Origin of the sequence: Microbacterium sp. Root53 (assembly GCF_001426925.1) — a bacterium.
In the GTDB taxonomy this organism is placed as follows: domain Bacteria; phylum Actinomycetota; class Actinomycetes; order Actinomycetales; family Microbacteriaceae; genus Microbacterium.
The window spans coordinates 83,402-107,931 of the sequence record NZ_LMFR01000024.1 but is presented as its reverse complement, the minus strand read 5'-3'; the positions used below and the strand labels follow the sequence as shown (position 1 = coordinate 107,931).

The window sequence follows — 24,530 nt, the reverse complement described above, 5'->3', positions numbered from 1 at the left end:
ACGCGCCGGTCGCCCAGGCGCTCGGTGAGCGGACTCAGGGAGCTGTTCGGGGACCTGTGCGGGGCTTCGCAGATTGCGAAACGACGGTCAAGAAGTGTGCCGAGCGGCACCCGCCGTGATGTCGTTCACTGTATCACCCCTTCAGGGCGGCGGCCTCGATGAACGCGCGCAGGGCCTGCGCGTCGTCGGCCATCTCGGTCACGTGCTGAGGGGCGTCCAGCATGGCGCGCAGCTCGTCCGAGTACTCGAGCTCGACGCCGAGCGCCTCGCGGATCGTCTCGGCGAACTTCTGCGGCTTCGCGGTCTCGAGCACGAGCATCGGCACGCCGGGCTCGACGTGCTCGCGCGCGACCTTCACGCCGTCGGCCGTGTGCGGGTCGATGATCTCGCCCGCGCTCGCGTGCACCGAGCGGATCGTGTCGATCCGGTCCGCATGCGTCGAGGTGCCGCTCACGAGACCGAACTCGTCGGCGAAGCGCGGCTGGTCGGCCGAGGCGTCGAAGAAGCCCTGCTCGTCGAGCTCGTTCCACGCCTGCACCACGAGCTGGGCGTCGCGGCCGAACAGCTCGAAGATGAAGCGCTCGAGGTTCGAGGCCTTCGAGATGTCCATCGACGGGCTCGACGTGGCCAGGGTCTCGGCCGCGCTCCGGGGGCGGTACACGCCCGTGCGGAAGAACTCGTCGAGCACGTTGTTCTCGTTGGTCGCGAGCACGAGGCGGCGGATCGGCAGGCCCATCAGCTTCGCGTACAGGCCCGACAGGATGTTGCCGAAGTTGCCGGACGGCACCGTGAACGACACCTCGGCGGGGCCCCCGGCGTCGGTCGCGCGCAGCCACGCCCAGAAGTAGTAGACGACCTGCGCCGTGATGCGCGCGAGGTTGATCGAGTTGACCGCGCCGAGGTTCTGCGCGCGCTTGAACTCGATGTCCCCCGCGAGCTGCTTGACCAGGTTCTGGCAGTCGTCGAACACGCCGTCGATCGCGATGTTGTGGATGTTCGCGTCGTCCAGCGAGAACATCTGCGCCCGCTGGAACGCGCTCATCCGGCCCTGCGGCGACAGCATGAAGACCGCGATGCGCTCCTTGCCGCGCAGCGCGTGCTCGGCGGCCGAGCCCGTGTCGCCCGACGTGGCGCCCAGCACGTTGAGCACCGAGCCGTTGCGCTCGAGCGCGTACTCGAGGACCTGGCCCAGGAACTGCATGGCCATGTCCTTGAACGCGAGCGTGGGCCCCTCCGAGAGGCCGACGAGCGTGAGCCCGTCGCCGATCGGGCGCAGCGGCACGACCTCCGCCGGGAACGACGCGTACGCCGCGGCGGTCATCCGCGCGAGGTCGTCGCGCGGGATGTCGGTCGCGAAGAGCGCCAGCACCTCGGTCGCGAGCTGCGGGTAGGTGAGCGCGCGCCAGCGGTCCAGCGTCTCGCCGTCGACGCGCGGCATCTGCGCGGGGACCGCGAGCCCGCCGTCGCGCGCGAGGCCCTCGAGGAGCACCTCGCCGAAGGACAGCGGCTCGCCGCCGCCGCGGGTGGAGATGTACTGCACGGCACTCCTCGGCTCGGGGGAAGTCACGGGTGGGTCTCCATCCTCACATCCGGCGACGGCGTCACTCCGCCGCGGGCGACACGGTGCCGCCCTTGAAGTCGACGGCCAGCATGAGCGGCTGCCACGATCCGCCCGCGACCTCCTCGACCACCGCGGCGGCCTCGAGGCGGCGGCCGGGGCCGTCCGCGAGCACCAGCACGCTGGGGCCCGCGCCGGACACCACGGCCGCGAAGCCGCGCTCGCGCAGGGCGCTGACGAGCGCGAACGTCTCGGGCATCGCCTGCGCGCGCTTCTCCTGGTGGAGCTTGTCCTCGGTCGCCGACAGGAGCAGATCCGGGCTCTGCGTCAGGGCGGCGATCAGCAGCGCGGAGCGCGACACGTTGAACACCGCGTCCTCGCGCGACACCTCGGTCGCCAGCACGCTGCGCGCCTTGGAGGTCGACATGGTGTGGTCCGGCACGAAGACGACCGGTGCGACGCCCCGGTGCACGAGCAGCTTCTTGTGCTGCGGCACGCCGTTCTCGGTCCACGCGATCGTGAGGCCGCCGAACAGGGCGGGCGCCACGTTGTCGGGGTGCCCCTCGAGCTCGGTCGCCAGGCGCAGCAGGTCGTTCTCGGTCAGCACGGCCTCGCCCTCGAGCAGGCCCTTGGCGGCGAGCACGCCCGCGGTGACGGCCGCCCCCGACGAGCCCATTCCCTTGCCGTGCGGGATGCCGTTGCGCGCGACGAGGCGCAGGCCCGGCGCGGTCCGCCCGACCGACTCGTAGCAGTAGCGGATCGTGCGGACGATCAGGTGCGACTCGTCGCGCGGGATCTCGTCCGAGCCCGGGCCGGTGACCTCGATCTCGAGCTCGCCCGGCGCCAGCGCCGTGACCTCGAGCTCGTCGTACACGCTGAGAGCCAGGCCGAGCGTGTCGAAGCCGGGGCCGAGGTTGGCGCTGGTCGCGGGGACGCGCACGTGCACCGTGCGCGCGCCCGCGGGCGGCACCGTCACTCCCCTTCGACGCGCAGCACCGACACCACGCGTTCGACGACATCGCTCGCCTGCAGGCGGGCGACCGTGTCGCTCAGCGCCTGCTCGCGGGCCCGGTGGGTGCCGATCACGATGTGGGCGCGGCCCTCGGCATCGGTCGACGGGGTCTGCTCGACGGTCGCGACCGAGACGCCGCCCTCGCTCAGGATGCCGGCGATGCGGGCCAGCACGCCGGGCTCGTCGTCCACCTCGAGCGTGACCTGGTAGCGGGTCATGATGCGGCCGATGGGCGCGGTGGGCAGGTTCTGGCGCGGCGACTCCCCGACGCCGACGCCGCCCGCGATGTGGCGGCGCGCGGCCGACACGACGTCGCCCATGACGGCCGAGGCCGTCTGCAGGCCGCCGGCGCCCGCGCCGTAGAACATCAGGTCGCCCGCCGCGGCGGCCTCGACGAACACGGCGTTGTTGCCGCCGTGCACGCTGGCCAGCGGGTGGTCGCGGCTGATGAGCGCCGGGTACACGCGCACCGAGATGGACTCGCCGTCCGCGTCGGCCGTGTCGGCGCCCTCGGCGCCGCCGGCCGCGAGCCGCTCGCACACCGCGAGCAGCTTGATCACGAAGCCCGCGCGGCGCGCGCCCTCGATCATGTCCGCCGTGATGCTCTCGATGCCCTCGCGGTGCACGTCGTCGATCGAGACGTGCGTGTGGAACGCCAGGCTCGCGAGGATCGCGGCCTTCTGCGCGGCGTCGTAGCCCTCGAGGTCCAGGGTCGGGTCGGCCTCGAGGTACCCGAGCTCGGTCGCGATGCGCTGGGCCTCGTCGGCGCTCAGCCCCTCGCGGTCCATCTTGTCGAGGATGAAGTTGGTGCTGCCGTTGACGATGCCGAAGATGCGCTTGATGCGGTCGCCGGCGAGCGAGTCCTTGAGCGGGCGGATGATCGGGATCGCGCCCGCGACGGCCGCCTCGTACGACACCGAGGCGCCGACCTGGTCGGCGGCGTCGAAGATCTCGGCGCCGTGCGTGGCGAGCAGCGCCTTGTTGCCCGTCACGACGTCGGCGCCGGAGTTCAGCGCGGCGAGGATGTGGGTGCGGGCCGGCTCGATGCCGCCCATCAGCTCGATCACGATGTCCGAGCCCACGATGAGGCTCTCCGCGTCGGTGGTCAGCAGCTCGCGCGGCAGGTCCACGTCGCGCGGCGCGTCGACGTCGCGCACGGCGATGCCGGCGAGCTCGAGCTCGGCGCCGGAGCGCTCGGCGAGCTCCTCGGCATGGGTGAGCAGCAGGTGCGCGACCTGGGATCCGACGGAACCGGCCCCGAGCAGGGCCACACGGAGGCGGCGGTGATCGATCATTCTTCTCCCTCTGCGACGGCGGATCCCGTGTCGATTCCCGCATCGCGGGCGAGCAGATCCTCGATCCGCTCCCCGCGCACGATGATCCGCGCCGTGCCGCCGGTGACCGCCACGACGGGCGGGCGGGGCACGTGGTTGTAGTTGCTGGCGAGCGGGGCGCAGTACGCGCCGGTCGCGGGCACGGCCAGCAGGTCGCCGGGCGTGACGTCGCCCGGCAGGTACTCGTGGTCGACGACGACGTCGCCCGACTCGCAGTGCAGGCCCACGACGCGGCTGAGCACGGGGCCCTCGACGCCCTCGCGCGACGCGAGGCGCGCCGAGTACTGGGCGCCGTACAGCGCGGGGCGCGCGTTGTCGCTCATGCCGCCGTCCACGCTCACGTAGCGGCGCTCGGCCACCGCGGATCCGGTGTCCACCTGGACGGACTTGGTCGTGCCGACCTCGTACAGCGTGACCCCGGGGGTGCCGATGATCGACCGGCCGGGCTCGAACGCGAGCACGGGCAGCGGGATGCCGCGCACGGCGCACTCGTCGGCGACCGCGTCGACGATGCCGTCCGCGAGCTCCGCGATCGGCGTGGGGGTGTCGGCGCGCGTGTAGGCGATGCCGAAGCCGCCGCCCAGGTTGAGGACGGGCTCGACCGAGCCGTCCGCGCCCGTGGCCGTGAACCGCTCCTGCTCCAGCAGGCGCGCGTGCAGCTCGAGCACGCGCGAGGCCGACTCGCGGAAGCCCGCGGTGCCGAAGATCTGCGAGCCGATGTGGCAGTGCAGGCCGGCGAAGTCGACCAGCTCGAGCTCGTGGATGCGCTCGACCGCGCGCTCGGCGGCCTCGAGCGTGAACCCGAACTTCTGGTCCTCGTGCGCGGTCGCGAGGAAGTGGTGGGTCTCGGCGTGCACCCCGCTGTTGACGCGCACCAGCACGGTCTGGCGGCGGTCGAGGCGCTCGGTGATCGCCGCGAGGCGCTCGATCTCGATGTCCGAGTCGACGATGATCGTGCCGACCCCGACCTCGACCGCGCGCTCGAGCTCGAACACGCGCTTGTTGTTGCCGTGGAAGCCGATGCGCGAGGCCGGGACGCCCGCCGCGAGCGCGACGGCCAGCTCGCCGGCCGAGCACACGTCGACGTTCAGGCCGGCGTCGATCATCCAGCGCGCGACCTCGGTCGACAGGAACGCCTTGCCCGCGTAGTACACGCGGGCCCGGCCGCCGTGGCGGGCGGCGGCGTCGCCGAAGGCGCGCAGCGTGCGACGGGCGCGGTCGCGCGCCTCGTCCTCATCCAGCACCAGCACGGGGGTGCCGAAGGTCCGGACGAGCTCGGGAGCGGGGATGCCGGCGATCACGAGGGCGCCGTCCGCGTCGCGGTGCGCGGAGGCGGGCCACACGCCCGGCGCGAGGTCGTTGGGGTCGTCGGGCAGGGCGAGCCACTCGGGCGCGAGGGCTCCGCTCACAACAGCTGCGGCTGCGTCGTCGGGCACGACTTTCTCAATCGGGTGGGGCGTTCGGTGGATGCCGCGGCACGGTACGCTCACGCGCCGCCGGTGACCACTGAGTCTATGACACCTGCACCGCGCCTCCCGACGGGGATGGGCGCCGCCCGCGGCCGACCCGGCCGGCGCATCCGAGGGGATCAGCAGATCGGAAGGCGATCCGGCATCCGCACGGCTTCGGATGTGCAGATCCCTTCGCTACGGCTGGGCGAAATGCGTGGCGAGCGATCGATCAGAGCGGCAGGCGGAAGCGCCGCTCGCCGCCCACGCGGCGGAACCCGGCGCGGGCGAGGATGGGCGCGGACGTCGCGATCCTGCCCTTGACGAGCGCGAGCGTCGCGCCGTGCTCGGCGGACAGCCGCAGGCGCTCGGCCAGCACGGCCCGGTACGCGCCCCGGCCGCGGGCGCCCTCGAGCGTGGCGGCGCCCCACAGGCGCGCGACCGTGCCGCGCGGTCCCGGGGCGAGCGTCACGCCTCCGGTCGACACGACCTCGCCGTCGAGGGTCGCGAGCACGCGGAAGCCCGTGCCCTCGGCGGCGCCGCGCCGCTCCTCCTCGAGCACCTGCGCGATCCGCTCCTCGCTCGGCACGGCGTTGCCCCACACGGCGGCGTTGATCGCGCCGATCGCGATCACGTCCTCGCGGGATGCGACGCGGCGCGCCGAGACCCCCGGCGCGGAAGGCGCGGGGTCCGCGGGCAGCGGGCGCGCCAGCACGTCCAGCCGCTCGATCACGGTCGCACCCCGGGCCTCGAGCTCGGCGGCCAAGGCCGGGTCGTCGCGGTCGGCGAGCGCCCACTCCAGCGCGACGTCGCCCCACTCCCGGGCGACGGCCGCGGCCTCGTCCACCAGCTCGGCTGCCGCGCGCCCGCGCGGGGTGCGCTCCACGGCGACGTGGCCGCCCACCCACGCCGGGCGCTGGATGATCGTGAGCTCGCCCTCCGCGACACGGGACCCGTCCGGCACCCAGCTCCACCGGGCGGCCGCGTCGAGCACGTCGTCGTCGGTCCAGGTCGTCTGATCTCTGATCGGCACGCGACCGATGCTAGCCAGGCGGCTCAATCGCAGGTGCCGGGCTCCAGGAGGGCGGGATCCGTCATCATGCCGGCCGCGACGTCGAGGTCGGCGACGAGCGCGTCGCCCTCGACCGCGACGGCCGTGAGCGCAAGGCCCGAGGGCAGGCGGTCGGCGAGGCACAGCGGCACGGGGCCGAGCTCGATGCCGGCCATCGCCGCCAGCTGCTCGAGGGAGAGCTGCGCTCCCCCGATGCGCGCGCCCGTCGGCTCCAGCGTGAGGTCGCCGTCGGCGGCGCCGGGGGCGAGCGACAGCTCGATCGGGATGGACGCGCCGAGGATCGAGACCTCGCTCGTCAGCACGGCGTCGGGCTCGGCGAGCGTCACCGTGGGATCCGCGAGCGCGTCGGGCAGCCGGGCGTCCGCGAGCAGCAGCTGCAGGTCGTCGGCCCCCAGGCGCAGCTCGGCCGTGCCGGGCCCACCCTGAACGCCCTCGCGCAGCGGGACGCCGGTGAGGCGCACGTCGGCGTCGACCGTGAGCCCGGCGGCGGCCTCGCCCGGCAGCGGCACGTCGGCGCCCGCGACCCGCAGGTCGTCGAGGCGGCCGGCGATCAGCTGCGGCAGCACCAGCACGCCGCCGACGGTCACGTCGAGCGGCTGGTCCTCGGGCAGCCCGAGCTGAGCCACGACGGTCTCGCGCACGCGCTGCGGCACGATCGAGCGCGCGACGCCCTCCGCGACGACGACCGCCGCGACCGCCAGGAGGACGAGGGTCGCCGCCAGCACCCACGGCCAGCGACGCCGGCGCCTGCGGGGCGCGGGGGATGCGTGGGCGCTCGCCGTCATCCGGTGGCTACATCCGCTCCGGCGCGCTCACGCCGAGCAGGTCGAGGCCGTTGCGCAGCACCTGGCCGGTGGCGTCGTTCAGCCACAGGCGGGTGCGGTGCACGGGCTCGATCTCGGCGTCGCCGAGCGGGGTCACGCGGCAGTTGTCGTACCAGCGGTGGTACAGGCCCGCGAGCTCCTCGAGGTAGCGCGCGACGCGGTGCGGCTCGCGCACCGCGGCCGCGAACGCGACGATGCGCGGGAACTCCTGGAGCGCGCCGAGCAGCGCCGCCTCGGTCTCGTGGGTGAGCAGCTCGGGGGCGAACTCCGAGCGGTCCACGCCCACGTCGGCGGCGTTGCGTCCGACGTTGTGCGTGCGCGCGTGCGCGTACTGCACGTAGAAGACGGGGTTGTCGTTCGTGCGCTTGCGCAGCAGGTCGGGGTCGAGCGACAGGGGCGAGTCGGCCGGGTAGCGCGCGAGCGAGTAGCGCAGCGCGTCGGTTCCGAGCCACTCGCGCAGGTCGTCGAGCTCGATGATGTTGCCGGCGCGCTTCGAGAGCTTGGCGCCGTTGATCGACACCAGCTGGCCGATCAGGATCTCGATGTCCTTGTCCGGGTCCTCGCCCGCCGCGCCCGCGAGGGCCCTCAGGCGGTGCACATAGCCGTGGTGGTCGGCGCCCAGCAGGTAGATCTTGTGCGCGAAGCCGCGGTCGCCCTTGTTCAGGTAGTAGGCCGCGTCCGCGGCGAAGTACGTGTACTCGCCGTTGGAGCGGCGGATGACGCGGTCCTTGTCGTCGCCGAAGTCGGTCGTGCGCACCCACACGGCGTCGTCCGCGTCGAACACGTGGCCCTGCGCGCGCAGACGCTCGACGGCCTGGTCCACGAGGCTGGGGCCGCCGTCCTCGCCCTTGGCGTGCAGGATGCGCTCCGAGAACCAGACGTCGAAGTGCACGTTGAACTGCGCGAGCGACTCCTTGATCTCGGCGAGCTGCAGCGCGTAGGCGTCGTCGCGCGCCGCCTCGAGCTGGGCCTCGGGGTCGAGGTCGAGAATGTCGGGGCGCCCCTCGAGCACGCGGCGCGCGAGGTCGTCGATGTACTCTCCCGCGTAGCCGTCCTCGGGCTTCGGCTCGCCCTTGATGGCGGCCAGCACCGAGGCGCCGAAGCGCGTGATCTGCGCGCCGGCGTCGTTGATGTAGAACTCGCGGGCCAGGGTGGCGCCCGAGAACTGCAGCAGGCGGCCGATGCTGTCGCCCAGCGCGGCCCAGCGCGTGTGGCCGATGTGGAGCGGACCCGTCGGGTTGGCGCTCACGAACTCGAGGTTGATCGAGTTGCCCGCCTGGGAGTCGTTGCGGCCGTAGTCGGCGCCCGCGTCGACGATCGTCTTGGCGAGCGCGCCCGCCGCTGCGGCGTCCAGGCGCACGTTGATGAAGCCGGGGCCGGCGACCTCGACGCTCGCGATGCCGTCGACCGCGGCGAGCCCGTCGGCGATCTCCTGCGCGAGCTCGCGCGGGTTCGTGCCGAGGCGCTTGGCGAGCTTGAGCGCGATGCTCGTGGCCCAGTCGCCGTGGTCGCGGTTCTTGGGGCGCTCGAGCGTGATGTCCGCGGCCGCGAGCCCCAGGTCCTCCTCCGGGCGTCGTCGCTCGGCGATCGGCGTGATGACGGCGAGCAGGGCGGCGGCGAGGGCATCCGGGTTCATAGCCCGACAAGTCTATTGGTCGGCGGGCGAGGCGACCGCCGGGGGATCCTCAGGCGACGGGCGACACGGCCAGGCGACCCCGCGCCCGGCCGCGTTGCGCCGCCGTGCGGGAGCGTTTCCTTCTGTTCAGATGGATCGCCTACCCTGATCGGTGATGGCGCCCGCGACCCGCTCCCGCCCTGCCGTCGTCGCGCTCACCGTGACGACGGTGCTCGCCGTACTCGCGGCGCTCGCGGCCGGGGCGCTGCGCCCGTGGGCCGCCCCCGTCGCCGAGGTGGAGCAGGCGTCGTCCGACCAGGCCGTGCTCACGCCGCCGCCCATCCGCCTCCCGCCGCACCCGGATGTGCTGGTGTTCGGAGACTCCTGGACGTACGGCTCGGCCGCGACGCCGATCGACCGCGGCTACGCATACGTGCTCGCCGAGCTGCTGGACGGCACCACGACCGTCGACGGCGGCCGCGGCAGCGGTTATCTGCGGCCCGGGCTGGACCGGCCAGACTTCGGCACCCGCATCGCGGCGCTCGACCCGGCCGCCGAGTACGACCTGATCATCATCCAGGGCTCGATCAACGACCGTCGCGAGCCCGCGGCCGGGTACCGCGCCGCGGTCACCGCCGCGTGGGACGCCCTCGTGGAGATCTACCCCGGCACGCCGGTCGTCGTGCTCGGCCCGGCGCCGCAGGTGCTTCCGGTCGAGCCCGCCACCGCGCGCATCGACCGCGACCTCGCCGAGCTCGCCACCGAGCGGCAGTGGTGGTACATCTCGCCGATCCAGGACGGGTGGATCACCGAGCAGAACTACCTCTCGGTCATCGACACGAGCGACTACGGCCGCAACCACCCGTCGGTCGCCGGCCACGCCTACCTGGCGCAGCGGCTGGCCGACGCGCTCGCCGAGATCACCGATCCGGTGACGAGCCTCGAGGCCTCCGACGAGGAGATGCCCGAGCCCGCGACGCTCCCGTAGCGGGACCGTCAGAACGGGGGCGGGTCGGCGCCGAAGTCGGCGCGGGCGATCTCGGCTGATGCCTCGAACCTCACCACCGGTGTGGGTCTGTGCTTGTAGGCCCTGCCGGTGGGGCTGATGACCTCGATGACGCCGCCTGGGCCGTGGCGGAAGCCCCAGGCGGAGTTGTGTTTCAACACGTGGTGGGCCCGGCAGAGGTTGGCGAGGTTCCCGACGTCGGTGGGGCCACCGTCGGAGTACGGGATGGTGTGGTCGTCCTCGCACCGGATCGCCGGTTGCCGGCAGCCGGGGAAGCGGCAGTGCTCGTCCCGGGCGATGAGGAAGCGCCGCTGGGCCTGGGTCGGCGTGTAGGTGTCGACGGTCTTCAGGCACCCGGTGTCGGGGTCGGTGAACAGGCGCGTCCATCTGGCGGCCTCGCCGGCCAGCCTGCGCGCCGCTTCGGCGGGGATGGGTCCGTAGCCCGCGAGGAACGCCGACTCGTCACCGACGCCGGTGAGAGACTGCCACGGGACGGTGACCTGCACGGTGGCCTTGATCTTGGTCAGGGCGTCGCCGCCGTGCTGGTCGATCAGCTCCGCGGTCGGCAGCCCGGCGAGGGCGATCTCAGCGAACACGTCCGCCCGGATCTGATCCAGAGTCCGGACGTCACCCTCGCCCTTGGTGCGGTAGATCGTGCGGGCCATCTGAGTGACCCGGTCATGCATCGCGTACACCGTCACCGCCGGACCGATGTACGTCAACTCCCCCATCCCGTCCGGCAGCGGAGCCACGCTCACGGAGCGGTCGGTCATGGCCTCTTCGTGACGCTCCTCCAACGGTAGCGGCTCGATGTCGTCCGCGAGCTTCCGTGCGACGGAGCCCAGCTGTCCGGCGGTGAGCTTCACCGCGCGGGGCAGGATGATCTGCTCGAACTCGGCGCGAGCGTCCTCGTCGTCCAGCCGTGACCCGGCGTCGAGGATCGTGCGGACATGGGCCTCGCTGATGCGGCCTTCTTCGAACAGGGCGAACGTGGCCGGGAACCCGTCGACGAGGTCGACCGCCCACTCCATCCGGGCCCGGATCGTGCGGTCTGACATCCGCCCGGCGACCGCGAACTCGGCGGCCATGGACCTCAGCGGGTGCTCGAACTCCGAACCCGTCCCACCCCGGCGGGTCTGGGCCTCGGCGATCGCGCGGCCCTCGGCGAGGATCCGCGCCTGCCGGGCATGRGCCTGGGCGATGATGACCTGCTGCTCCAGGTAGCCGTCGACGAGCTCTGACGTGCGGGCGCGTTCGGCCGGGGTGGGAGCCCACCGGGTCGAAGTCGCCTGTGYCGTCATGGCCCGATTCTCCTCCGGGCCACCGACATTCACCGGGCCGGAAAGCGCAGATCAGCGATTCAAACCGAATCTGTGGAGAAGTCCTCGCGGGCGGCCCGATTCTCCTCCGGGCCACCGACATTCACCGGGCCGGAAAGCGCAGATCAGCGATTCAAACCGAATCTGTGGAGAAGTCCTCGCGGGCGGTGCCCTGTGGACGAGCGGTGGGTTGGTCGGCAGGGAGGGTTTGGACACGTTTCGACTCCGGTGCTGGCGCGCCTCCGCTCAACGACCGGAGGGTGGACCGACAGTGGCGCGCCTCCGCTCAACGACCGGAGGGTGGGGCCGGCGCCGGCGCCCCTCCGCTCAACGACCGGAGGGTGGACGTCGCGGGCGCCCGCCTCACGACGCGCTTCGTCTGACGACTGTCGGTCGGGACCACCGCCGTCGACTGATATCCTCGATCAGGTATGCGCCCGTAGCTCAGTGGATAGAGCACTGGCTTCCGGTGCCAGGTGTCGGGGGTTCGAATCCCTTCGGGCGCACCAACCGGGAAGGCCCCGCCGAGAGGCGGGGCCTTCCTCTTGTCAGGCGTGCCGCGCGCCGTGGATGCGCCGCGAGATCTCCTCCGCGGTCGCGCGCGCGGCCTCCACCAGCTCCGGGATGCGCCCGGGCGGCACGGAATCGTCGGGATACGTCACCGCGATCGCCGCGACCGGCCAGTCGCGGTGGTCGAGCACGGGCACGGCGACCGACGACATACCCGGCGTGATGTCGCCCACCTCCTCGGCCCAGCCGCGCTGCCGCACGGCCTCCAGCACCCGGCGCAGCTCGGAGTACGTCGTGACGGCGGGATGCTCGGCGTGACGCTGCACGAACGCCTGCGCGCCCGGATACAGCGCGCGCAGCTGCGCCTTCGGGAGCGCCGCGAGGATCGCGCGCCCGCTCGCCGTGAGCTGCGCGGGCAGGCGCACATCCACACCGCTGACGAGATCCGGCGCGTGCTTCGCGCGCATCTCGACCACGTACAGCACCTCCCGGCCGTGCAGCACCGCGAGGTGCGCGCTCAGCCCGATCCGGTCGACCAGCCGGCCGACCAGCACGCGGCCCACGCGCGCGAGCGGGTCCGTGCGGGCGTACGACGAGCCCAGATCGACCGCCGCGATCCCGAGGCCGTAGCGGCTCTCCTCGGGCAGCCGCATGACGTAGCCCTCGCGCTCGGCGACGTTGAGCAGGTGATAGACCGTCGAGCGCGGCAGGTCCAGGCGCTGCGCGATCGTCGCGGCCTGCAGCGGACCGCTCGACCGGGCGAGCAGGCTCAGGATGCGCAGCCCGTTCTCGAACGCCGGGACGCGGCTCGACTCCGTCACCGGCACGACATTACGCCAGGGCGCCGACCGCCTCCTCGACGGCCGCGAGCACGCGCCCCGACTGCACGTGCGCGACCGCGCGGTCGATGTCGGGCGACGTGAAGACGTCCGGCCCCGGGGCCGCGATGTCGGTGCGGAACAGCGCGTGCACGGCCTCCGTCGCGGGCCCGGGCCGCCCGGCACCTGCCGCCAGGCGGAAGTCGAGCGCGCGCGTCGACGCCAGCAGCTCGATCGCCAGCACGCGCGACAGGCCGTCGATCGCGCGGCGCAGCTTGCGGCCGGCCGCCCACCCCATCGAGACGTGGTCCTCCTGCATCGCGGACGACGGGATGGAGTCCACCGACGCCGGCACGGCGAGCCGCTTGAGCTCCGAGACGATGCCCGCGGCGGTGTACTGCGCGATCATCAGGCCCGAGTCGAGGCCGGGGTCGTCGGCGAGGAACGGCGGCAGGCCGTGGCTGCGCGCGACATCCAGGAAGCGGTCGGTGCGGCGCTCCGACATCGAGGCGACGTCGGCCGCGGCGATCGCGAGGAAGTCGAGGACGTAGCCGACCGGCGCTCCGTGGAAGTTGCCGTTGGACTCGACGCGCCCATCCGGCGTGACCACGGGGTTGTCGATCGCGCTGGCCAGCTCGACGCGGGCCACGGATGCCGCGTGCGCGGCCGTGTCGCGCGCGGCGCCGTGGACCTGCGGCGCGCACCGCAGCGAGTAGGCGTCCTGCACGCGCGTGAACTCGCCGGCCCCGGGCCGCGAGATCAGACCCGAGTCGCGCAGGATGCGGGCGATGTTGGCGGCCGACGCCGCCTGCCCCGGATGGGGGCGCAGCGCGTGCAGGTCGGCGGCGAAGACCGTGTCGGTGCCGAGCAGCGCCTCGACGCTCGCGGCCGCCGCGACGTCCGCCACGCGCAGCAGCGCCTCGAGGTCGTGCAGCGCGAGCAGCAGCATCCCGAGCATCCCGTCGGTGCCGTTGATGAGCGCCAGGCCCTCCTTCTCTTCGAGCACGACGGGCTCGATCCCGGCCTCGGCGAGCGCGTCGGCGGCCTCGCGCGGCGCACCGGACGCGTCGCGGACGCGCCCCTCCCCCATGACCGCGAGCGCGCAGTGCGCCAGCGGCGACAGGTCTCCCGAGCAGCCGAGCGAGCCGTACTCGTGCACGATCGGCGTGATCCCCGCGTTCAGCAGCGCCGCGTACGCGCGCGCCACCTCGGGGCGGACGCCCGTGCGCCCCGTCGCGAGCGTGTCGAGACGCAGCAGCATGAGCGCGCGGACGACCTCGCGCTCCACCTCGGGCCCCGTGCCCGCGGCGTGCGAGCGGATGAGCCCGCGCTGCAGCTGGCGGCGCTTCTCGACCGGGATCTGCACGGTCGCGAGCGCCCCGAATCCGGTCGAGACGCCGTAGTGCGGCCGGGTGTCGTGGGCGAGCGACTCGATCAGCGCGCGGCTCGCGGCCATGTCCCTCAGGGCCGCGTCGGACAGCTCCACGCGCGCGTCCTCGCGCGCGATCGCCACAGCGTCTGCCGGCGCGAGGCCCGCACCCCCGAGCGCGATGGTCCGCCGGGGTCCGGTCGAGAGGTCAGGATGCGAGGTCATGGAGCCATTCGACTCCGGTCGGGCGCCCGCGGCGAGCCGTCGCGCGATGATCGCGTCTGGGATCCCAGAACGGATGCGCACGGATGCCGCACGCGCCGCGCGCGTCGCCCCGCGGGTCATCCGGGAAGGTGTGGGGCGACGGCGACGAGGCATGCCGTCCCTTGCAGCCTCAGTCGCCGTCGCGCCCCTTGCCCGACGTCCCCACGGCGGGCTCCCCGTTCCCGTTCCCATTCCCACGGGTCTTGCCCTCCGACGCGGCGTGCGCCGGCACGGCCGGGCCCTCACCGCTCGGAGTGGTCGAAGCCTTCTGCTGCGGCGCCGGCTCGGCCTCGGCCGGCGCGGCCGGCCGGCTCGCGGTCTCGGCGACGGCGGGCTCGGCGGCAGGGCCCTGCGCGGGCTGCTCCGCGGGCGCCTCGCTCGGCGCCACACGTGCCTCGTCCACGCGCGTCTCCACCTGACGCGCGCCGACCGTCGGCGACTCGGCCGGAAGCGCCGCCGTGGCACCCCACGCCCCGATGCCGAGCACCAGCGCGCCGACGGCCGCGAGGCCGGTCACGCCGAGCGCCCCCGGCCGGCGCCGCGACGCTCGGCGGCGCCCGCGGCGGGACGCCGAGGCGACCGGAAGCACGCGCGTGAGCTCTGCCTCGTCGGCGATGCGCGGCGCGGGCGCCACGACCGGCGCGTCGGCCTGGGTCGCGGGGCCGTCGTCGAGCTTCACGGGCGCGGTCACATCGGCCGCCGCGGGCAACGCCGCCGCGGTCGCGCCGGGGTCGGCGTCCGCGCCGGTCAGCGCGCGCGCCCGCTCGGCCACCTGCCGGGCGGTCGGCCGCTCGGCGGGGTCGGTGGCGGTCATGGCGGTCAGCAGCGAACGCCAGCCGTAGCCGAACCCGCCCGGCACCTCGGGCGCCGTGTGCAGCCTCGCGACCGCGGCCTCGATCGGCGTGGTCTGCGGGAACGCGCGGCGGCCGGTGAGCGCCTCGATCAGCACGAGGCCCAGCGCGTAGATGTCGGACGCGGGCGAGGGCTCGGCGCCCCGGGCCTGCTCGGGCGAGAAGTAGGCGGCCGTGCCGACGGCCATGCCCGGCGTCGTCAGGCGGGCGGCGTCGACCAGGTAGGCGATCCCGAAGTCGGCGAGCGACACGCGCACGGGGCTCGGGGCCGCATGCATCAGCACGTTGGCCGGCTTCACGTCGCGGTGGATGACGCCCGCGCCGTGCACGGCGTCGAGCGCGTCGCCAAGCTCGGCGGCGATCTCGGCGACCTCGGCGGGCGCCAGCGCGCCGCGCGCGATCCGGTCCGAGAGCGTGCCGCCGTCCACGTACTCGAGCACCATGTAGCCGGAGCCGTCCTTGGCCGTGCGCGAGTCGTACAGCGTCACGAGCGACGGGTGGCTGAGCGAGGCGAGCAGGCGGGTCTCCGATGCGCGGCGCTCGCGATCCCGTTCGTCGGCGGCAGCGGCGGCGAACAGCTTGATCGCGACCGTGCGCTCGAGGACCGTGTCGGTCGCACGGAACACGGCACCCATGCCCCCGCGCCCGACCAGCTCCTCCAGGCGGTACCGGCCGTCCAGGACGTCACCCGGGCGAACGTCGACGGCCGGGGCCTGCGCCCGGGGATCCGCCTCGAGGACGCTCGCATCTGTCATGTATCCAGGATGCGGGGCGTGGTGAATTGTCTCGAAAGGCTTGACAACCCGGCAGGGCCTGTGCAATCCGTCGGCTCTTAACCTTTCGTGCGCTAACGTCCCACGGCGTAGCCCTGCGCTCCGCGCGGGTTGGCCGCGGCTCCCAGCAGGCCGCTCCGCGGATCGCGCGTCACGGCCGACAGCCGACCGAGCGCCCACTCCCCCGCGCGCGTCACCGCGTGGCCGCGGGCGACGAGCCCCGCGATCACGTCGTCCCCCAACCGGTCCTCCACGACCGCGCCCGCGGGCGTCCCGGTGCGAGGCCAGAACGAGCCGTGCATCGATGTCGTGTTCAGCGCCGGCGCGTCGATCGCCTGCTGCGGCGTGTACCCGCCCACGAGCACCCGCAGCAGCATCAGCAGCTGCCACTGGTCCTGCTGGTCGCCGCCGGGCGACCCGAGGGCCATCACGGGCCGGCCGTCGCGCAGCACGAGGGTGGGCGTCAGCGTCGTGCGCGGCCGGCGCCCCGCCTGCAGCCGCGAGGGCGAGGACTCGTCGAGCCACGACATCTGCAGCCGCGTGCCGAGGCAGAACCCGAGCTCGGGGATCTCGGGAGACGACTGCAGCCAGCCGCCCGACGGGGTGGCCGAGACGATGTTGCCCCAGCGGTCGACCACGTCGACGTGGCACGTGTCGCCGCGCGTGCGGCCCTGCGCGTCGGGGTCGAGATCGGCGCCGGCCGCGCGCACGGTCGGCTCCCCCACACCGGCACCTACGGCCCGCGCCTCGCGCAGCGGCGGCAGGGTCGGGATCGGATGCCCCGGCACGGCACCCGGGCGCACCTCGCGCGAGGCGGTGTCGGCGATCAGCGCGCGGCGCGCGGCCGCGTACTCCTCCGAGAGCAGATGCGCGAGCACGTCCGGGGCGACGTCCTCGCCGTACCAGGCGTCGCGGTCCGCGAGCGCGAGCTTGAGCGCCTCGAGCACCGTGTGGGCGCCCAGCTCGCTCGAGGGGTCGAGCCGCTCGTCTTCGAACCCGTCCAGGATGCGCAGGGCCTGCAGCAGCACCGGCCCCTGACCCCAGGGGCCGGTCTTGGCGATCGTGTGGCCGCGGAACTCGATCGACACGGCGTCCTCGTACGACGCGGCGAAGGCCGCGACATCCGCCGCCGTGAGAACCCCCGCGTGGTCGCCGCCGTCCGAATGGCGGTGCGGCGCGCGCACGAACTCCTCGGCCGCGCGGCCCACGCGCTCGCGCCACAGCTCCCGCGCGGCGTCCACGCCCTCCTCGCGGGTCGCCGCCGCCGAGGCCGCGTCCCCCAGCTCGCGGAGCAGGGCTGCGTACGTGCGCGCGTACAGGATGTCGCCCGGCTCGGGCACCCGCCCATCCGGCATCCAGCGGTCGGCCGAGGTCGGCCAGTGGTCGCGGAACAGGTCGGCGACGCCCGCGATGGTCGTGCACACGTTGCGCAGCGCCGGATGGCCGTCGGTCGCGTACCCGATCGCGAAGTCGAGCACGTCGGCGAGCGGCCACGTGCCGTGGTCGCGCAGCAGCAGGAGCCACGCGTCGACCGCTCCGGGCACGGCCGCCGCGAGCGCGCCGGAGCCGGGCACCAGGTCGAGGCCCTGGGCGCGATAGTGCGCGATGGTCGCGCCGGCCGGCGCGGGCCCCTGACCCATCAGCACGACGGGCGTCGACGGCGCCTCGGCGGTCGCGAACACCGCGGTCATGTCGCCGCCCGGGCCGTTCAGGTGGGGCTCGACCACGTGCAGCACGAACGCCGCCGTGACCGTCGCGTCGAACGCGTTGCCGCCCCGCTCCAGCACGGCCTGCGCGCTCGCGCTGGCCAGCCAGTGCGTCGATGCGACCATGCCGAAGCGGCCCCGCAGGTCGGGCCGAGTGAGGTGCGCGGGCGGCGGGGTGAAGCTCATGCGCTCCAGTCAATCAGCCGCGCGCACCCGCTCAGCCCACGCGTCAGACCAGGAACAGGCCGTCCAGCATCCCCGGGTTGTGGCCGTGCACGAGCACGAGGAACACGACCGCGTCGAACAGCAGGTGCACCGTCACGACGTAGGCGAGCGAGCGCGTCCGGAGGAAGATCAGCCCCTGCAGCAGGGCGAACGGGATGGTGAGCACCGGCCCCCATTCGCGGTAGCCGAGCTCCCACAGGAACGACACGAACACGATCGCCTGCAGCAGGTTCGCCGCCAGATCCGGCAGGTGGCGGCGCAGCAGCGCGAACACCGTGCAGATGAAGAACAGCTCGTCCCAGATGCCGACCGCGCCCACCCCGACGAACAGCCGCGCGATCAGATCCGGCGTGTCCACCACGGGCCAGTTGCGGTACACGCCGCTCGTCACGAAATAGAAGGGCAGGATGAGCCAGCCGAGCGCGAGCACGGCGACGAGCCACCCCCACTGCAGCCGCCCCCAGCGCCCGCCGCCGCGCCACGGGAAGCGCACGGCATGATCCCGGAACACGAAGCGGGACAGCACGTACGGCACCGCCACGGCCCCGCCGAGGGCCAGCGTGAACCGCAGCATAGAGAGGTCGTCCAGCTGCGCCTCGAGCGAGATCACGCTCACGATCAGCATGCCGATCGCGATGAGCCCCAGGTCGCGCAGCAGGCCGGGGCGACGCCGGATGCCCGCCGGATCGCGGCGGTCGCGCACGGCGGCGAGCGCCAGCCCGGCCGCCAGCAGCGCGATGCCCAGCCATTCGATCTCGACCACGAAGAACGCGGGCGCGGCCAGGCACACGAGCAGACCCGCGGTCAGGACGAGCGGCTCGACCGCGTGCGCGTCCGGCGCCCGCACCTGCCCCGTCTTCGCCGCCATCCGGATCGGCCCTCAGCCCCGCGCGACGCGGCGGTAGGTCAGGTCGCGGATCTCGCGCCCCTTGGCGATGCCCTTGCGCTCGAACGCGGTCATGGCGCGGCCGTCGAACCGCGGCGCCCAGGCGTCCTCGCCGCCGTCGAACGCGCGCTCGAACTCGGGCTCGGCGTCGAGCACCTCGCGCATCTGCAGCGCGTAGTCCTCCCAGTCGGTCGCGAGGCGCAGCAGCCCGCCGTCGCGCAGCGCGCGGCCGGCCGTCGCGCCGAAGCCCTCCTTGACCAGGCGGCGCTTGTTGTGCCGGCTCTTGTGCCACGGGTCGGGGAAGAAGACCCAGACCTCGTCGGCCGCGCCCTCGGGCAGCAGGCGCTCGAGCACCTCGGGCGCGTTGGCCTCCACGAGCCGGAGGTTCCGCACGCCCGCGCGGTCGGCGTCGAGCATCGTGCGGGCGAGGCCGGCGCGGAACACCTCGACCGCGAGGAAGTCGACGTCGGGACGCGCCGCGGCCGCCGAGACGATCGCGTGGCCCTGCCCCGATCCGATCTCCACCATGAGCGGCGCCGTGCGGCCGTAGACCTCGGCCGGGATCAGGCGCGCGTCCGGGTGCACGGACGTCGACGCGATGTCGCGCGGCACGTCGAAGGCGTACCGCGGAGCCAGCTCGCTCCAGGCGCGCTCCTGCGCGTCCGACATCCGCCCGCTGCGGCGGACGAACGACACGGGCTGCTTGCGGAACGACGGCGCGTCGTCAGCGGGTTCCTCGGGCATCCCTCAAGCGTATTCGGCGCAGCCTACGGCGCCGTCACGAAGTCGATGAGCTCCTCGACGCGGCCGAGCAGCGCCGGCTCGATGTCGCGGAAAGTGGTGACCTTCGACAGGATGTGCTGCCACGCGCGGGCGGTGTCGGCCTGCTCGGCGTGCGGCCATCCGAGACGGCGGCACACGCCCTTCTTCCACTCCTCGCCCTTGGGCACCTCGGGCCACGCCCTGATGCCGACGGACGACGGCTTGACGCACTGCCAGACGTCGATGAACGGATGGCCGACGATGCGCATGTGGCGCCCGTGCGGGCCCTGCTCGATCGCGCGGGCGATGCGCTGCTCCTTCGAACCGGGCACCAGGTGATCCACCAGCACGCCGTACCGCCGGCCGGGACCGGGCGGCTCGTCCCGCAGCAGGTCGGGCAGCCTGTCGACGCCCTCCAGGTACTCGACCGCCACGCCCTCGACCCGCAGGTCGGCGCCCCACACCTTCTCGACCAGCTCGGCGTCGTGCCGACCCTCGACCAGGATGCGGTGCGGCAGGGCGACACGGGCGCGCTGCTCCTCGACGGCGAAGGAGCCGGATGCGGTCCTCCGGCGCCCCTGCGGCGCGGCCTTCGGCACCACGAGCTCGACGGGCTCGCCGTCGATCAGGAAGCCCTTGCCGAGCGGGAACACGCGGCGGCGGCCCTTCCCGTCCTCCAGCTCGACGCTGCCCGCCTCGAGCCGGGTCACGGCGCCGCAGAACCCGTCGCCGGCGACCTCGACGACCAGGTCGATCTCGGCCGGCACGGTCTGCACCTGCTTCGCGCCGCGCTGGCGCCATCCGGTCGCGAGCACGTCGGTCCCGTAGCGATCGTCCATGGTCCTCCGTCCGGCGAGCAGGGGGCGTGCGGCGGGCGCGCGCGACGCACCAGCCTACGTTCGAGCCGCCCACGGGAGCCCTCGCGACGCGCCCCGAGGAGGGGTCCGCGCGTCCGCGGGGAGCGAACGGATGCCGCGCCGATCGGCCCTTTCCGGCATGCCGCACGGTGCATAGGATCGAGGACGGAGCGCCCGGTTGCGGCGCTGCCGCGGAGGGGGGCGCGATGACGGCGTGGGGCACGAGGACGGCGCGGTCGATGCGCGCGATGCTGGCGATCGGGCTGGCGACGGGGGCCGCGCTGATCGCGACGCCCGCGCACGCAGAGGACCCGGTGGAGCTCGACGACGACTTCGTGCTCGACGAATCCGACGTGCTGAGCCCGGCCGAGGAGCAGGAGGCGCAGACGCGGCTCGCGCAGCTGAGCGCCGACACCGGCTATGAGCTGTGGGTCGTCTACGTCGACACGTTCGAGAACCCGTCCGCCGCCGACGACTGGGCCAACACGACGGCCGAGTCCAACGGCCTCGGGATCGACCAGTACCTGCTGGCGGTCGCGGTCGAGGACCGCAACTACTATCTCTCGGCGGCGACCGAGGGGCCCGTGAGCGAGCAGCGGATCGCGGAGATCGAGTCGGCGGTACAGCCCTTCCTGTCGGCCGAGGACTGGGTCGGCGCCGCCGACGCGGCCGCCGACGGACTGGACGGCTCGGGACCCGGTGGCGGCGCGGCCGGCGGCGGCTCCGTCCTGCCGTGGGTCATCGGCGGGGCCGGGGTCGCGGCGGTCGGCGGCACGGCGTGGTACCTCGCCTCCCGCCGCCGCAAGGGCACCTCCGGCGGCCAGGCCGGCCCGGGCGCCGAGCCCGAGGTCACGACCGAGGAGCTCGCGCGCCGCGCAGCCTCGGCCCTGGTCGCGACGGACGACGCCGTGCGGGCGAGCGAGCAGGAGCTCGGCTTCGCGATCGCGCAGTTCGGCCGCGAGGCGACCGGCGAGTTCGAGCAGGCGCTGCAGGCCGCCAAGGCCGACCTCGCCAAGGCGTTCGAGCTCAAGCAGCGCCTGGACGACCACGAGCCCGACGCCGAGCAGGACGTGCGTGCGTGGAACGGCGAGATCATCCGGCTGTGCGAGGCGGCCGCGACCACGCTCCAGGACAAGCAGGCCGCGTTCGGCGAGCTGCGCCGCATCGAGCAGGACGCCCCCGCCGCGCTCGCGGAGGTGCAGCAGCGTCGCGCCGCGGCGGACGGGGCACCCGAGCGGATCGAGACCGGGGTCGCCGAGCTGCGGTCCCGCTACGCGGCCGACGCGATCACGACCGTCGCCGACAACCCCGCGCAGGCGCGGGCGCGGCTGGCGTTCGCCGACGAGCAGCTCGCCCGCGCGCAGCAGCTGGTCGGCGCGGGCGACGGCGGCGAGGCCGCCGTCGCGATCCGCGCCGCCGAGCAGGCGGTCGCGCAGGCCGCGCAGCTCGAGAAGGCGGTCGCCGATCTCGGCGCGACGCTCGCGACGGCCGAGCAGCAGGCCGCGGCGCTCGTGGCCGACCTCGAGCAGGACCTCGCCCGCGCGCGCACGCTTCCCGCCACGGGCGAGGTGGCGGCGGCGGTCGCCGCGACCGAGCAGGCCGTCGCGCAGGCTCGGCACAACCTGTCCGGATCGGCCCGCAGCCCGCAGGCGCTCCTCGAGGCGCTGCAGGCCGCGAACGCGCAGATCGACGCGGTCGTCGGCAGCGCGCAGCGCGCGCAGCAGATGCTGGGGCAGACGCTGCTGCAGGCCCGCAGCCAGGTCACGGGCGCCGAGGAGTACATCGCGGCGCGGCGCGGCGCGGTGGGCGCGGAGGCGCGCACACGGCTGGCCGAGGCGGGCGCCGAGCTCGCGCGGGCCGAGGCCCTCCAGTCCGGCGACCCCGCGCAGGCGCTGCAGCGCGCGCAGCGCGCGCTGCAGCTCGCGTCCGAGGCCGCGCGCCTCGCCCAGGCCGACGTCGAGTCGGCCGACTGGGGCGGCGGCCTCGGCGGAGGCATGCTCGGCGGCGGCATGGGCGGCGGCATGCTGGGCGGCGGCGGACGAGGCGGCGGCATGGTGGACGGGCTCGTCGGCGGCCTGCTGGGCGGCCTGATCAGCGGCGGCCTCGGCGGGGGCGGCACACGAGGCGGCACGAGCGGCTGGGGCGGGGGCTCCGTGCTCGGCGGCCTGGGCGGAGGACTGGGCGGCGGCCTCGGCGGTCGCAGCAGCCGCGGCGGCAGCGGATTCGGCGGGGGCCGCGGGCGTCGCGGAGGCGGCCGCTTCTGATGAGCCCCGCGCCGCGCACCGCGCACGCCGTCGCCACGGCGGTCCTGGCGGGTGCGCTCGCGCTCGCGCCGCTCGCCGCCCATGCGGAGCCGCCGGGCGACCTCGACCCGGGCTACGTCACGGACCGCGCCGGAGTGCTGTCGGCATCCGAGGAGCGCCGTCTCGAGCAGCGCCTCGAGGCGCTCGCCGCGGCGCCCGATCGGCCCGAGCTCTACGTTGTGTTCGTGGACGACTTCACGTCGCCGTCCAACGCGCTGCAGTGGGCCGACCGCGCGTCGCTCCAGAACAACCTCGCCGCGGACCAGTACCTGCTGGCGATCGCGACCGAGGGCCGCGCGCTGGCGATCTCCGCCGAGTACGAGGGCGGTCCGCTCCGCGAGAGCCGCGTTCTCGAGATCGAGGACCGGCTCGGCTCGGAGCACCTGGCGAACGACGACTGGGTCGGGGGCGTCGAGTTCGTCGCCGACGAGTTCGACGAGGTGCCCCCGCCCTGGTGGGTATGGCTCATCGGCATCGGCGCCGCCGCCCTCCTGGTGTTCGTGATCGTGCAGTTCGTGCTGCTGGGGCGGCGCCGCGCGGCCCGCGCCCTCGAGCTGCGCACGCTCGCGGGGCAGCGCCGGCGCGCCTCGATCGCGCTCGTGCGCGCAGATGAGGCCCTGCGCACCAGCGAGCAGGAGCTCGACTTCGTCACGGCCGAGTTCGGCGAGGACGCCACGCGCGAGTACGCGCAGGCGCTCGCGGACGGGCGAGCCCGCATCGACCGCGCGTTCGAGCTGCAGCGCCGCCTCGAGGACGCGACCGAGGACTCTCCCGCCGACACCCGCTCGTGGACCGACGAGATCCTGGCGGCGTGCGCGGCAGTGGACCGCGAGCTCGAGCGTCGCCGCGACTCGCTCGCACGCCTGCGGGCGCTCGCGAAGGACGCGCAGGCGACGCTCGGACGCCTGGAGCGCTCCCGCGCCGAGGCGGACCGGCTCGTCGCCTCGGCCGCCGAGCGGATCGCCACGATGTCCGCCGCCTACGCGCCCGCCCAGGTGGCGCCCGTGGCCGACAACGCGTCGGAGATGCGACGACGGCTCGAGGCGGCCGACGAGTGGCTCGGCAGGCTGCGCGACGCCGTCTCGCACGGCAGGGCGGCCCAGATCTCCGCCGCGGTGCACGAGATCGAGCGCCTGATCGCGGAGACGACCGCACTGCACACCGCGGTCGAGGCCCACGCCGCGACGCTCGGGGTCACGGCCGCGAGCAGCGCGCCCGCCGTCGGTTCGGCCGTCGTGGGCGGCGACCTCGGCCACGGCTCGTCGGCCCTGCCTTCCTCTCCCGTCACCACCGGGGAGCCGACGGGCGACCGGGAACTCGACCGCGCGGCCTCCGCGGTCCGCACCGCCGAGGCGACCGTCACGGCGCGCGCGGGGCGCGTGTCCGCCGCCGCGCTCGGCGCGCTGCGGCAGGCGCACGCCGCCCTGGCGCTGGCCCGCGCGGCACTCGCGACGGATGCCGCCGCGGCCACCGGCCACGCCCGCGACGCCGTGCGGCACGCCGAGACCGCGCTGACCGCCGCGGGCATCCGGTCCGACGAGCGCCCCGGGCGGCGCCGGGTGCGCGCCTTCGGCTCGAACGGCGGCGAGTCGTCTCCGACACGATCCGCCGACGAGGACGACGGCGCCGGCGGGCGCGCCCTGTGGGGCGCGGTCAGCGGCGGCGCGGTCGGGCTGTTCTCGAGCCTCGGCGTCGCGGACGAATCGGACGGCGCGGCGGGGATCGTCCTGCTGTTCACGCTGGGCGGCGTCGTGCTCGGCGCGCTGTCGGGCTGGTTCGGCAACGGCGAGGGCGGCGGATCGTCCTCCGGCTGGGGCGGATCGTCCTCGTCCGGATCCCGGTCCCGCTCGTCCGGCCGCTCCTCGTTCGGCGGCCGCTCATCCGGCGGTCGGTCATCCGGCCGGTCGTCCTCGCGCTCGTCCCGCTCGTTCGGCGGAAGCCGATCGTCCGGCCGCTCGGGAGGGCGGCGCTTCTAGACTCGCCCTCGAGGCACCTCACGCACACCTCAACCGCCACAC

At 74.4% G+C, this 24,530-nt stretch carries 18 protein-coding genes and 1 tRNA gene; 4 read left to right on the top strand and 15 right to left on the bottom strand.

Annotated features, from left to right (window positions below; all coding sequences use genetic code 11):
* Positions 1-133: 133 nt before the first annotated feature.
* The 7 genes from thrC to ASD19_RS11975 form a co-directional block, all read right to left on the bottom strand.
* On the bottom strand, positions 134-1,540 hold the full coding sequence (thrC, locus tag ASD19_RS12005; RefSeq protein WP_055993069.1) for a threonine synthase: 1,407 nt from the start codon (positions 1,538-1,540) through the stop codon (positions 134-136).
* A 61-nt stretch (positions 1,541-1,601) separates the two neighbouring features.
* Positions 1,602-2,534 (bottom strand): homoserine kinase, encoded by a 933-nt coding sequence (thrB, locus tag ASD19_RS12000; protein WP_055993066.1) that lies wholly within the window; start codon positions 2,532-2,534, stop codon positions 1,602-1,604.
* Positions 2,531-3,865: a homoserine dehydrogenase gene (locus ASD19_RS11995; RefSeq protein WP_055993064.1), complete on the bottom strand. Its 1,335-nt coding sequence runs from the start codon at positions 3,863-3,865 to the stop codon at positions 2,531-2,533. Before ASD19_RS11995 ends, thrB begins: the two co-directional genes overlap by 4 nt.
* A complete protein-coding gene (gene lysA / locus ASD19_RS11990; RefSeq protein WP_235563048.1) occupies positions 3,862-5,340 on the bottom strand; it encodes a diaminopimelate decarboxylase in 1,479 nt (492 codons plus the stop codon). The genes ASD19_RS11995 and lysA overlap by 4 nt, the downstream gene beginning before the upstream one ends.
* Positions 5,341-5,584: 244 nt before the next feature.
* Complete coding sequence (locus tag ASD19_RS11985) at positions 5,585-6,385, bottom strand: hypothetical protein (protein WP_055993061.1); 801 nt, start codon at positions 6,383-6,385, stop codon at positions 5,585-5,587.
* Positions 6,386-6,408: 23 nt separating this feature from the next.
* Positions 6,409-7,209: an LmeA family phospholipid-binding protein gene (locus ASD19_RS11980; protein WP_055993059.1), complete on the bottom strand. Its 801-nt coding sequence runs from the start codon at positions 7,207-7,209 to the stop codon at positions 6,409-6,411.
* 7 nt (positions 7,210-7,216) lie between these two features.
* A complete protein-coding gene (locus ASD19_RS11975; RefSeq protein ID WP_055993057.1) occupies positions 7,217-8,884 on the bottom strand; it encodes an arginine--tRNA ligase in 1,668 nt (555 codons plus the stop codon).
* Positions 8,885-9,038: 154 nt separating this feature from the next.
* On the opposite strand from ASD19_RS11975, the gene ASD19_RS11970 reads away from it, so the two are divergent.
* The gene (locus tag ASD19_RS11970) at positions 9,039-9,851 is read left to right on the top strand and encodes an SGNH/GDSL hydrolase family protein (protein ID WP_055993055.1); all 813 of its coding nucleotides are present in this window, start codon (positions 9,039-9,041) and stop codon (positions 9,849-9,851) included.
* Positions 9,852-9,859: 8 nt separating this feature from the next.
* Here the strand turns inward: ASD19_RS11970 and ASD19_RS11965 are convergent, their stop codons facing one another.
* A complete protein-coding gene (locus tag ASD19_RS11965) occupies positions 9,860-11,170 on the bottom strand; it encodes an HNH endonuclease signature motif containing protein (RefSeq protein WP_055993053.1) in 1,311 nt (436 codons plus the stop codon).
* Positions 11,171-11,621: 451 nt separating this feature from the next.
* On the opposite strand from ASD19_RS11965, the gene ASD19_RS11960 reads away from it, so the two are divergent.
* Positions 11,622-11,697 (top strand) — tRNA-Arg (locus ASD19_RS11960).
* Positions 11,698-11,736: 39 nt separating this feature from the next.
* Here ASD19_RS11960 and ASD19_RS11955 read toward each other — a convergent pair.
* The 7 genes from ASD19_RS11955 to ASD19_RS11925 form a co-directional block, all read right to left on the bottom strand.
* Positions 11,737-12,519, bottom strand: coding sequence for an IclR family transcriptional regulator (locus ASD19_RS11955; protein WP_327040896.1), 783 nt, complete (start codon positions 12,517-12,519; stop codon positions 11,737-11,739).
* Positions 12,520-12,529: 10 nt separating this feature from the next.
* Positions 12,530-14,110: a histidine ammonia-lyase gene (hutH, locus tag ASD19_RS11950; RefSeq protein WP_055993049.1), complete on the bottom strand. Its 1,581-nt coding sequence runs from the start codon at positions 14,108-14,110 to the stop codon at positions 12,530-12,532.
* A gap of 169 nt (positions 14,111-14,279) precedes the next feature.
* Complete coding sequence (locus tag ASD19_RS11945; protein WP_082543172.1) at positions 14,280-15,755, bottom strand: serine/threonine-protein kinase; 1,476 nt, start codon at positions 15,753-15,755, stop codon at positions 14,280-14,282.
* Positions 15,756-15,847: 92 nt separating this feature from the next.
* Positions 15,848-17,665, bottom strand: coding sequence for a gamma-glutamyltransferase family protein (locus ASD19_RS11940; RefSeq protein WP_055993047.1), 1,818 nt, complete (start codon positions 17,663-17,665; stop codon positions 15,848-15,850).
* 43 nt (positions 17,666-17,708) lie between these two features.
* Positions 17,709-18,572, bottom strand: a complete 864-nt coding sequence (locus ASD19_RS11935; protein ID WP_055993044.1) for a CPBP family intramembrane glutamic endopeptidase — start codon at positions 18,570-18,572, stop codon at positions 17,709-17,711.
* A 12-nt stretch (positions 18,573-18,584) separates the two neighbouring features.
* A complete protein-coding gene (trmB, locus tag ASD19_RS11930) occupies positions 18,585-19,334 on the bottom strand; it encodes a tRNA (guanosine(46)-N7)-methyltransferase TrmB (RefSeq protein WP_055993042.1) in 750 nt (249 codons plus the stop codon).
* A gap of 23 nt (positions 19,335-19,357) precedes the next feature.
* Positions 19,358-20,191 carry a DUF3097 domain-containing protein gene (locus ASD19_RS11925; protein ID WP_055993040.1) on the bottom strand — a complete coding sequence of 278 codons (834 nt, stop codon included), beginning with the start codon at positions 20,189-20,191 and terminating at the stop codon, positions 19,358-19,360.
* 224 nt (positions 20,192-20,415) lie between these two features.
* Here ASD19_RS11925 and ASD19_RS11920 point away from each other — a divergent pair, with 224 nt between their 5' ends.
* The gene (locus tag ASD19_RS11920) at positions 20,416-22,473 is read left to right on the top strand and encodes a TPM domain-containing protein (protein WP_235563047.1); all 2,058 of its coding nucleotides are present in this window, start codon (positions 20,416-20,418) and stop codon (positions 22,471-22,473) included.
* Positions 22,473-24,488, top strand: coding sequence for a TPM domain-containing protein (locus ASD19_RS11915; protein ID WP_055993039.1), 2,016 nt, complete (start codon positions 22,473-22,475; stop codon positions 24,486-24,488). The genes ASD19_RS11920 and ASD19_RS11915 overlap by 1 nt, the downstream gene beginning before the upstream one ends.
* Positions 24,489-24,530 lie beyond the last annotated feature (42 nt).

Coding starts and splice junctions, on each gene's coding strand:
- ASD19_RS11940 (WP_055993047.1), bottom strand. CDS start 17,665: ATGAGCTTCACCCCGCCGCCCGCGCACCTCACTCGGCCCGACCTGCGG.
- trmB (WP_055993042.1), bottom strand. CDS start 19,334: ATGCCCGAGGAACCCGCTGACGACGCGCCGTCGTTCCGCAAGCAGCCC.
- ASD19_RS11925 (WP_055993040.1), bottom strand. CDS start 20,191: ATGGACGATCGCTACGGGACCGACGTGCTCGCGACCGGATGGCGCCAG.
- ASD19_RS11970 (WP_055993055.1), top strand. CDS start 9,039: ATGGCGCCCGCGACCCGCTCCCGCCCTGCCGTCGTCGCGCTCACCGTG.
- ASD19_RS11935 (WP_055993044.1), bottom strand. CDS start 18,572: ATGGCGGCGAAGACGGGGCAGGTGCGGGCGCCGGACGCGCACGCGGTC.
- ASD19_RS11915 (WP_055993039.1), top strand. CDS start 22,473: ATGAGCCCCGCGCCGCGCACCGCGCACGCCGTCGCCACGGCGGTCCTG.
- ASD19_RS11980 (WP_055993059.1), bottom strand. CDS start 7,209: ATGACGGCGAGCGCCCACGCATCCCCCGCGCCCCGCAGGCGCCGGCGT.
- hutH (WP_055993049.1), bottom strand. CDS start 14,110: ATGACCTCGCATCCTGACCTCTCGACCGGACCCCGGCGGACCATCGCG.
- ASD19_RS11920 (WP_235563047.1), top strand. CDS start 20,416: ATGACGGCGTGGGGCACGAGGACGGCGCGGTCGATGCGCGCGATGCTG.
- ASD19_RS11945 (WP_082543172.1), bottom strand. CDS start 15,755: ATGACAGATGCGAGCGTCCTCGAGGCGGATCCCCGGGCGCAGGCCCCG.
- ASD19_RS11995 (WP_055993064.1), bottom strand. CDS start 3,865: ATGATCGATCACCGCCGCCTCCGTGTGGCCCTGCTCGGGGCCGGTTCC.
- ASD19_RS11975 (WP_055993057.1), bottom strand. CDS start 8,884: ATGAACCCGGATGCCCTCGCCGCCGCCCTGCTCGCCGTCATCACGCCG.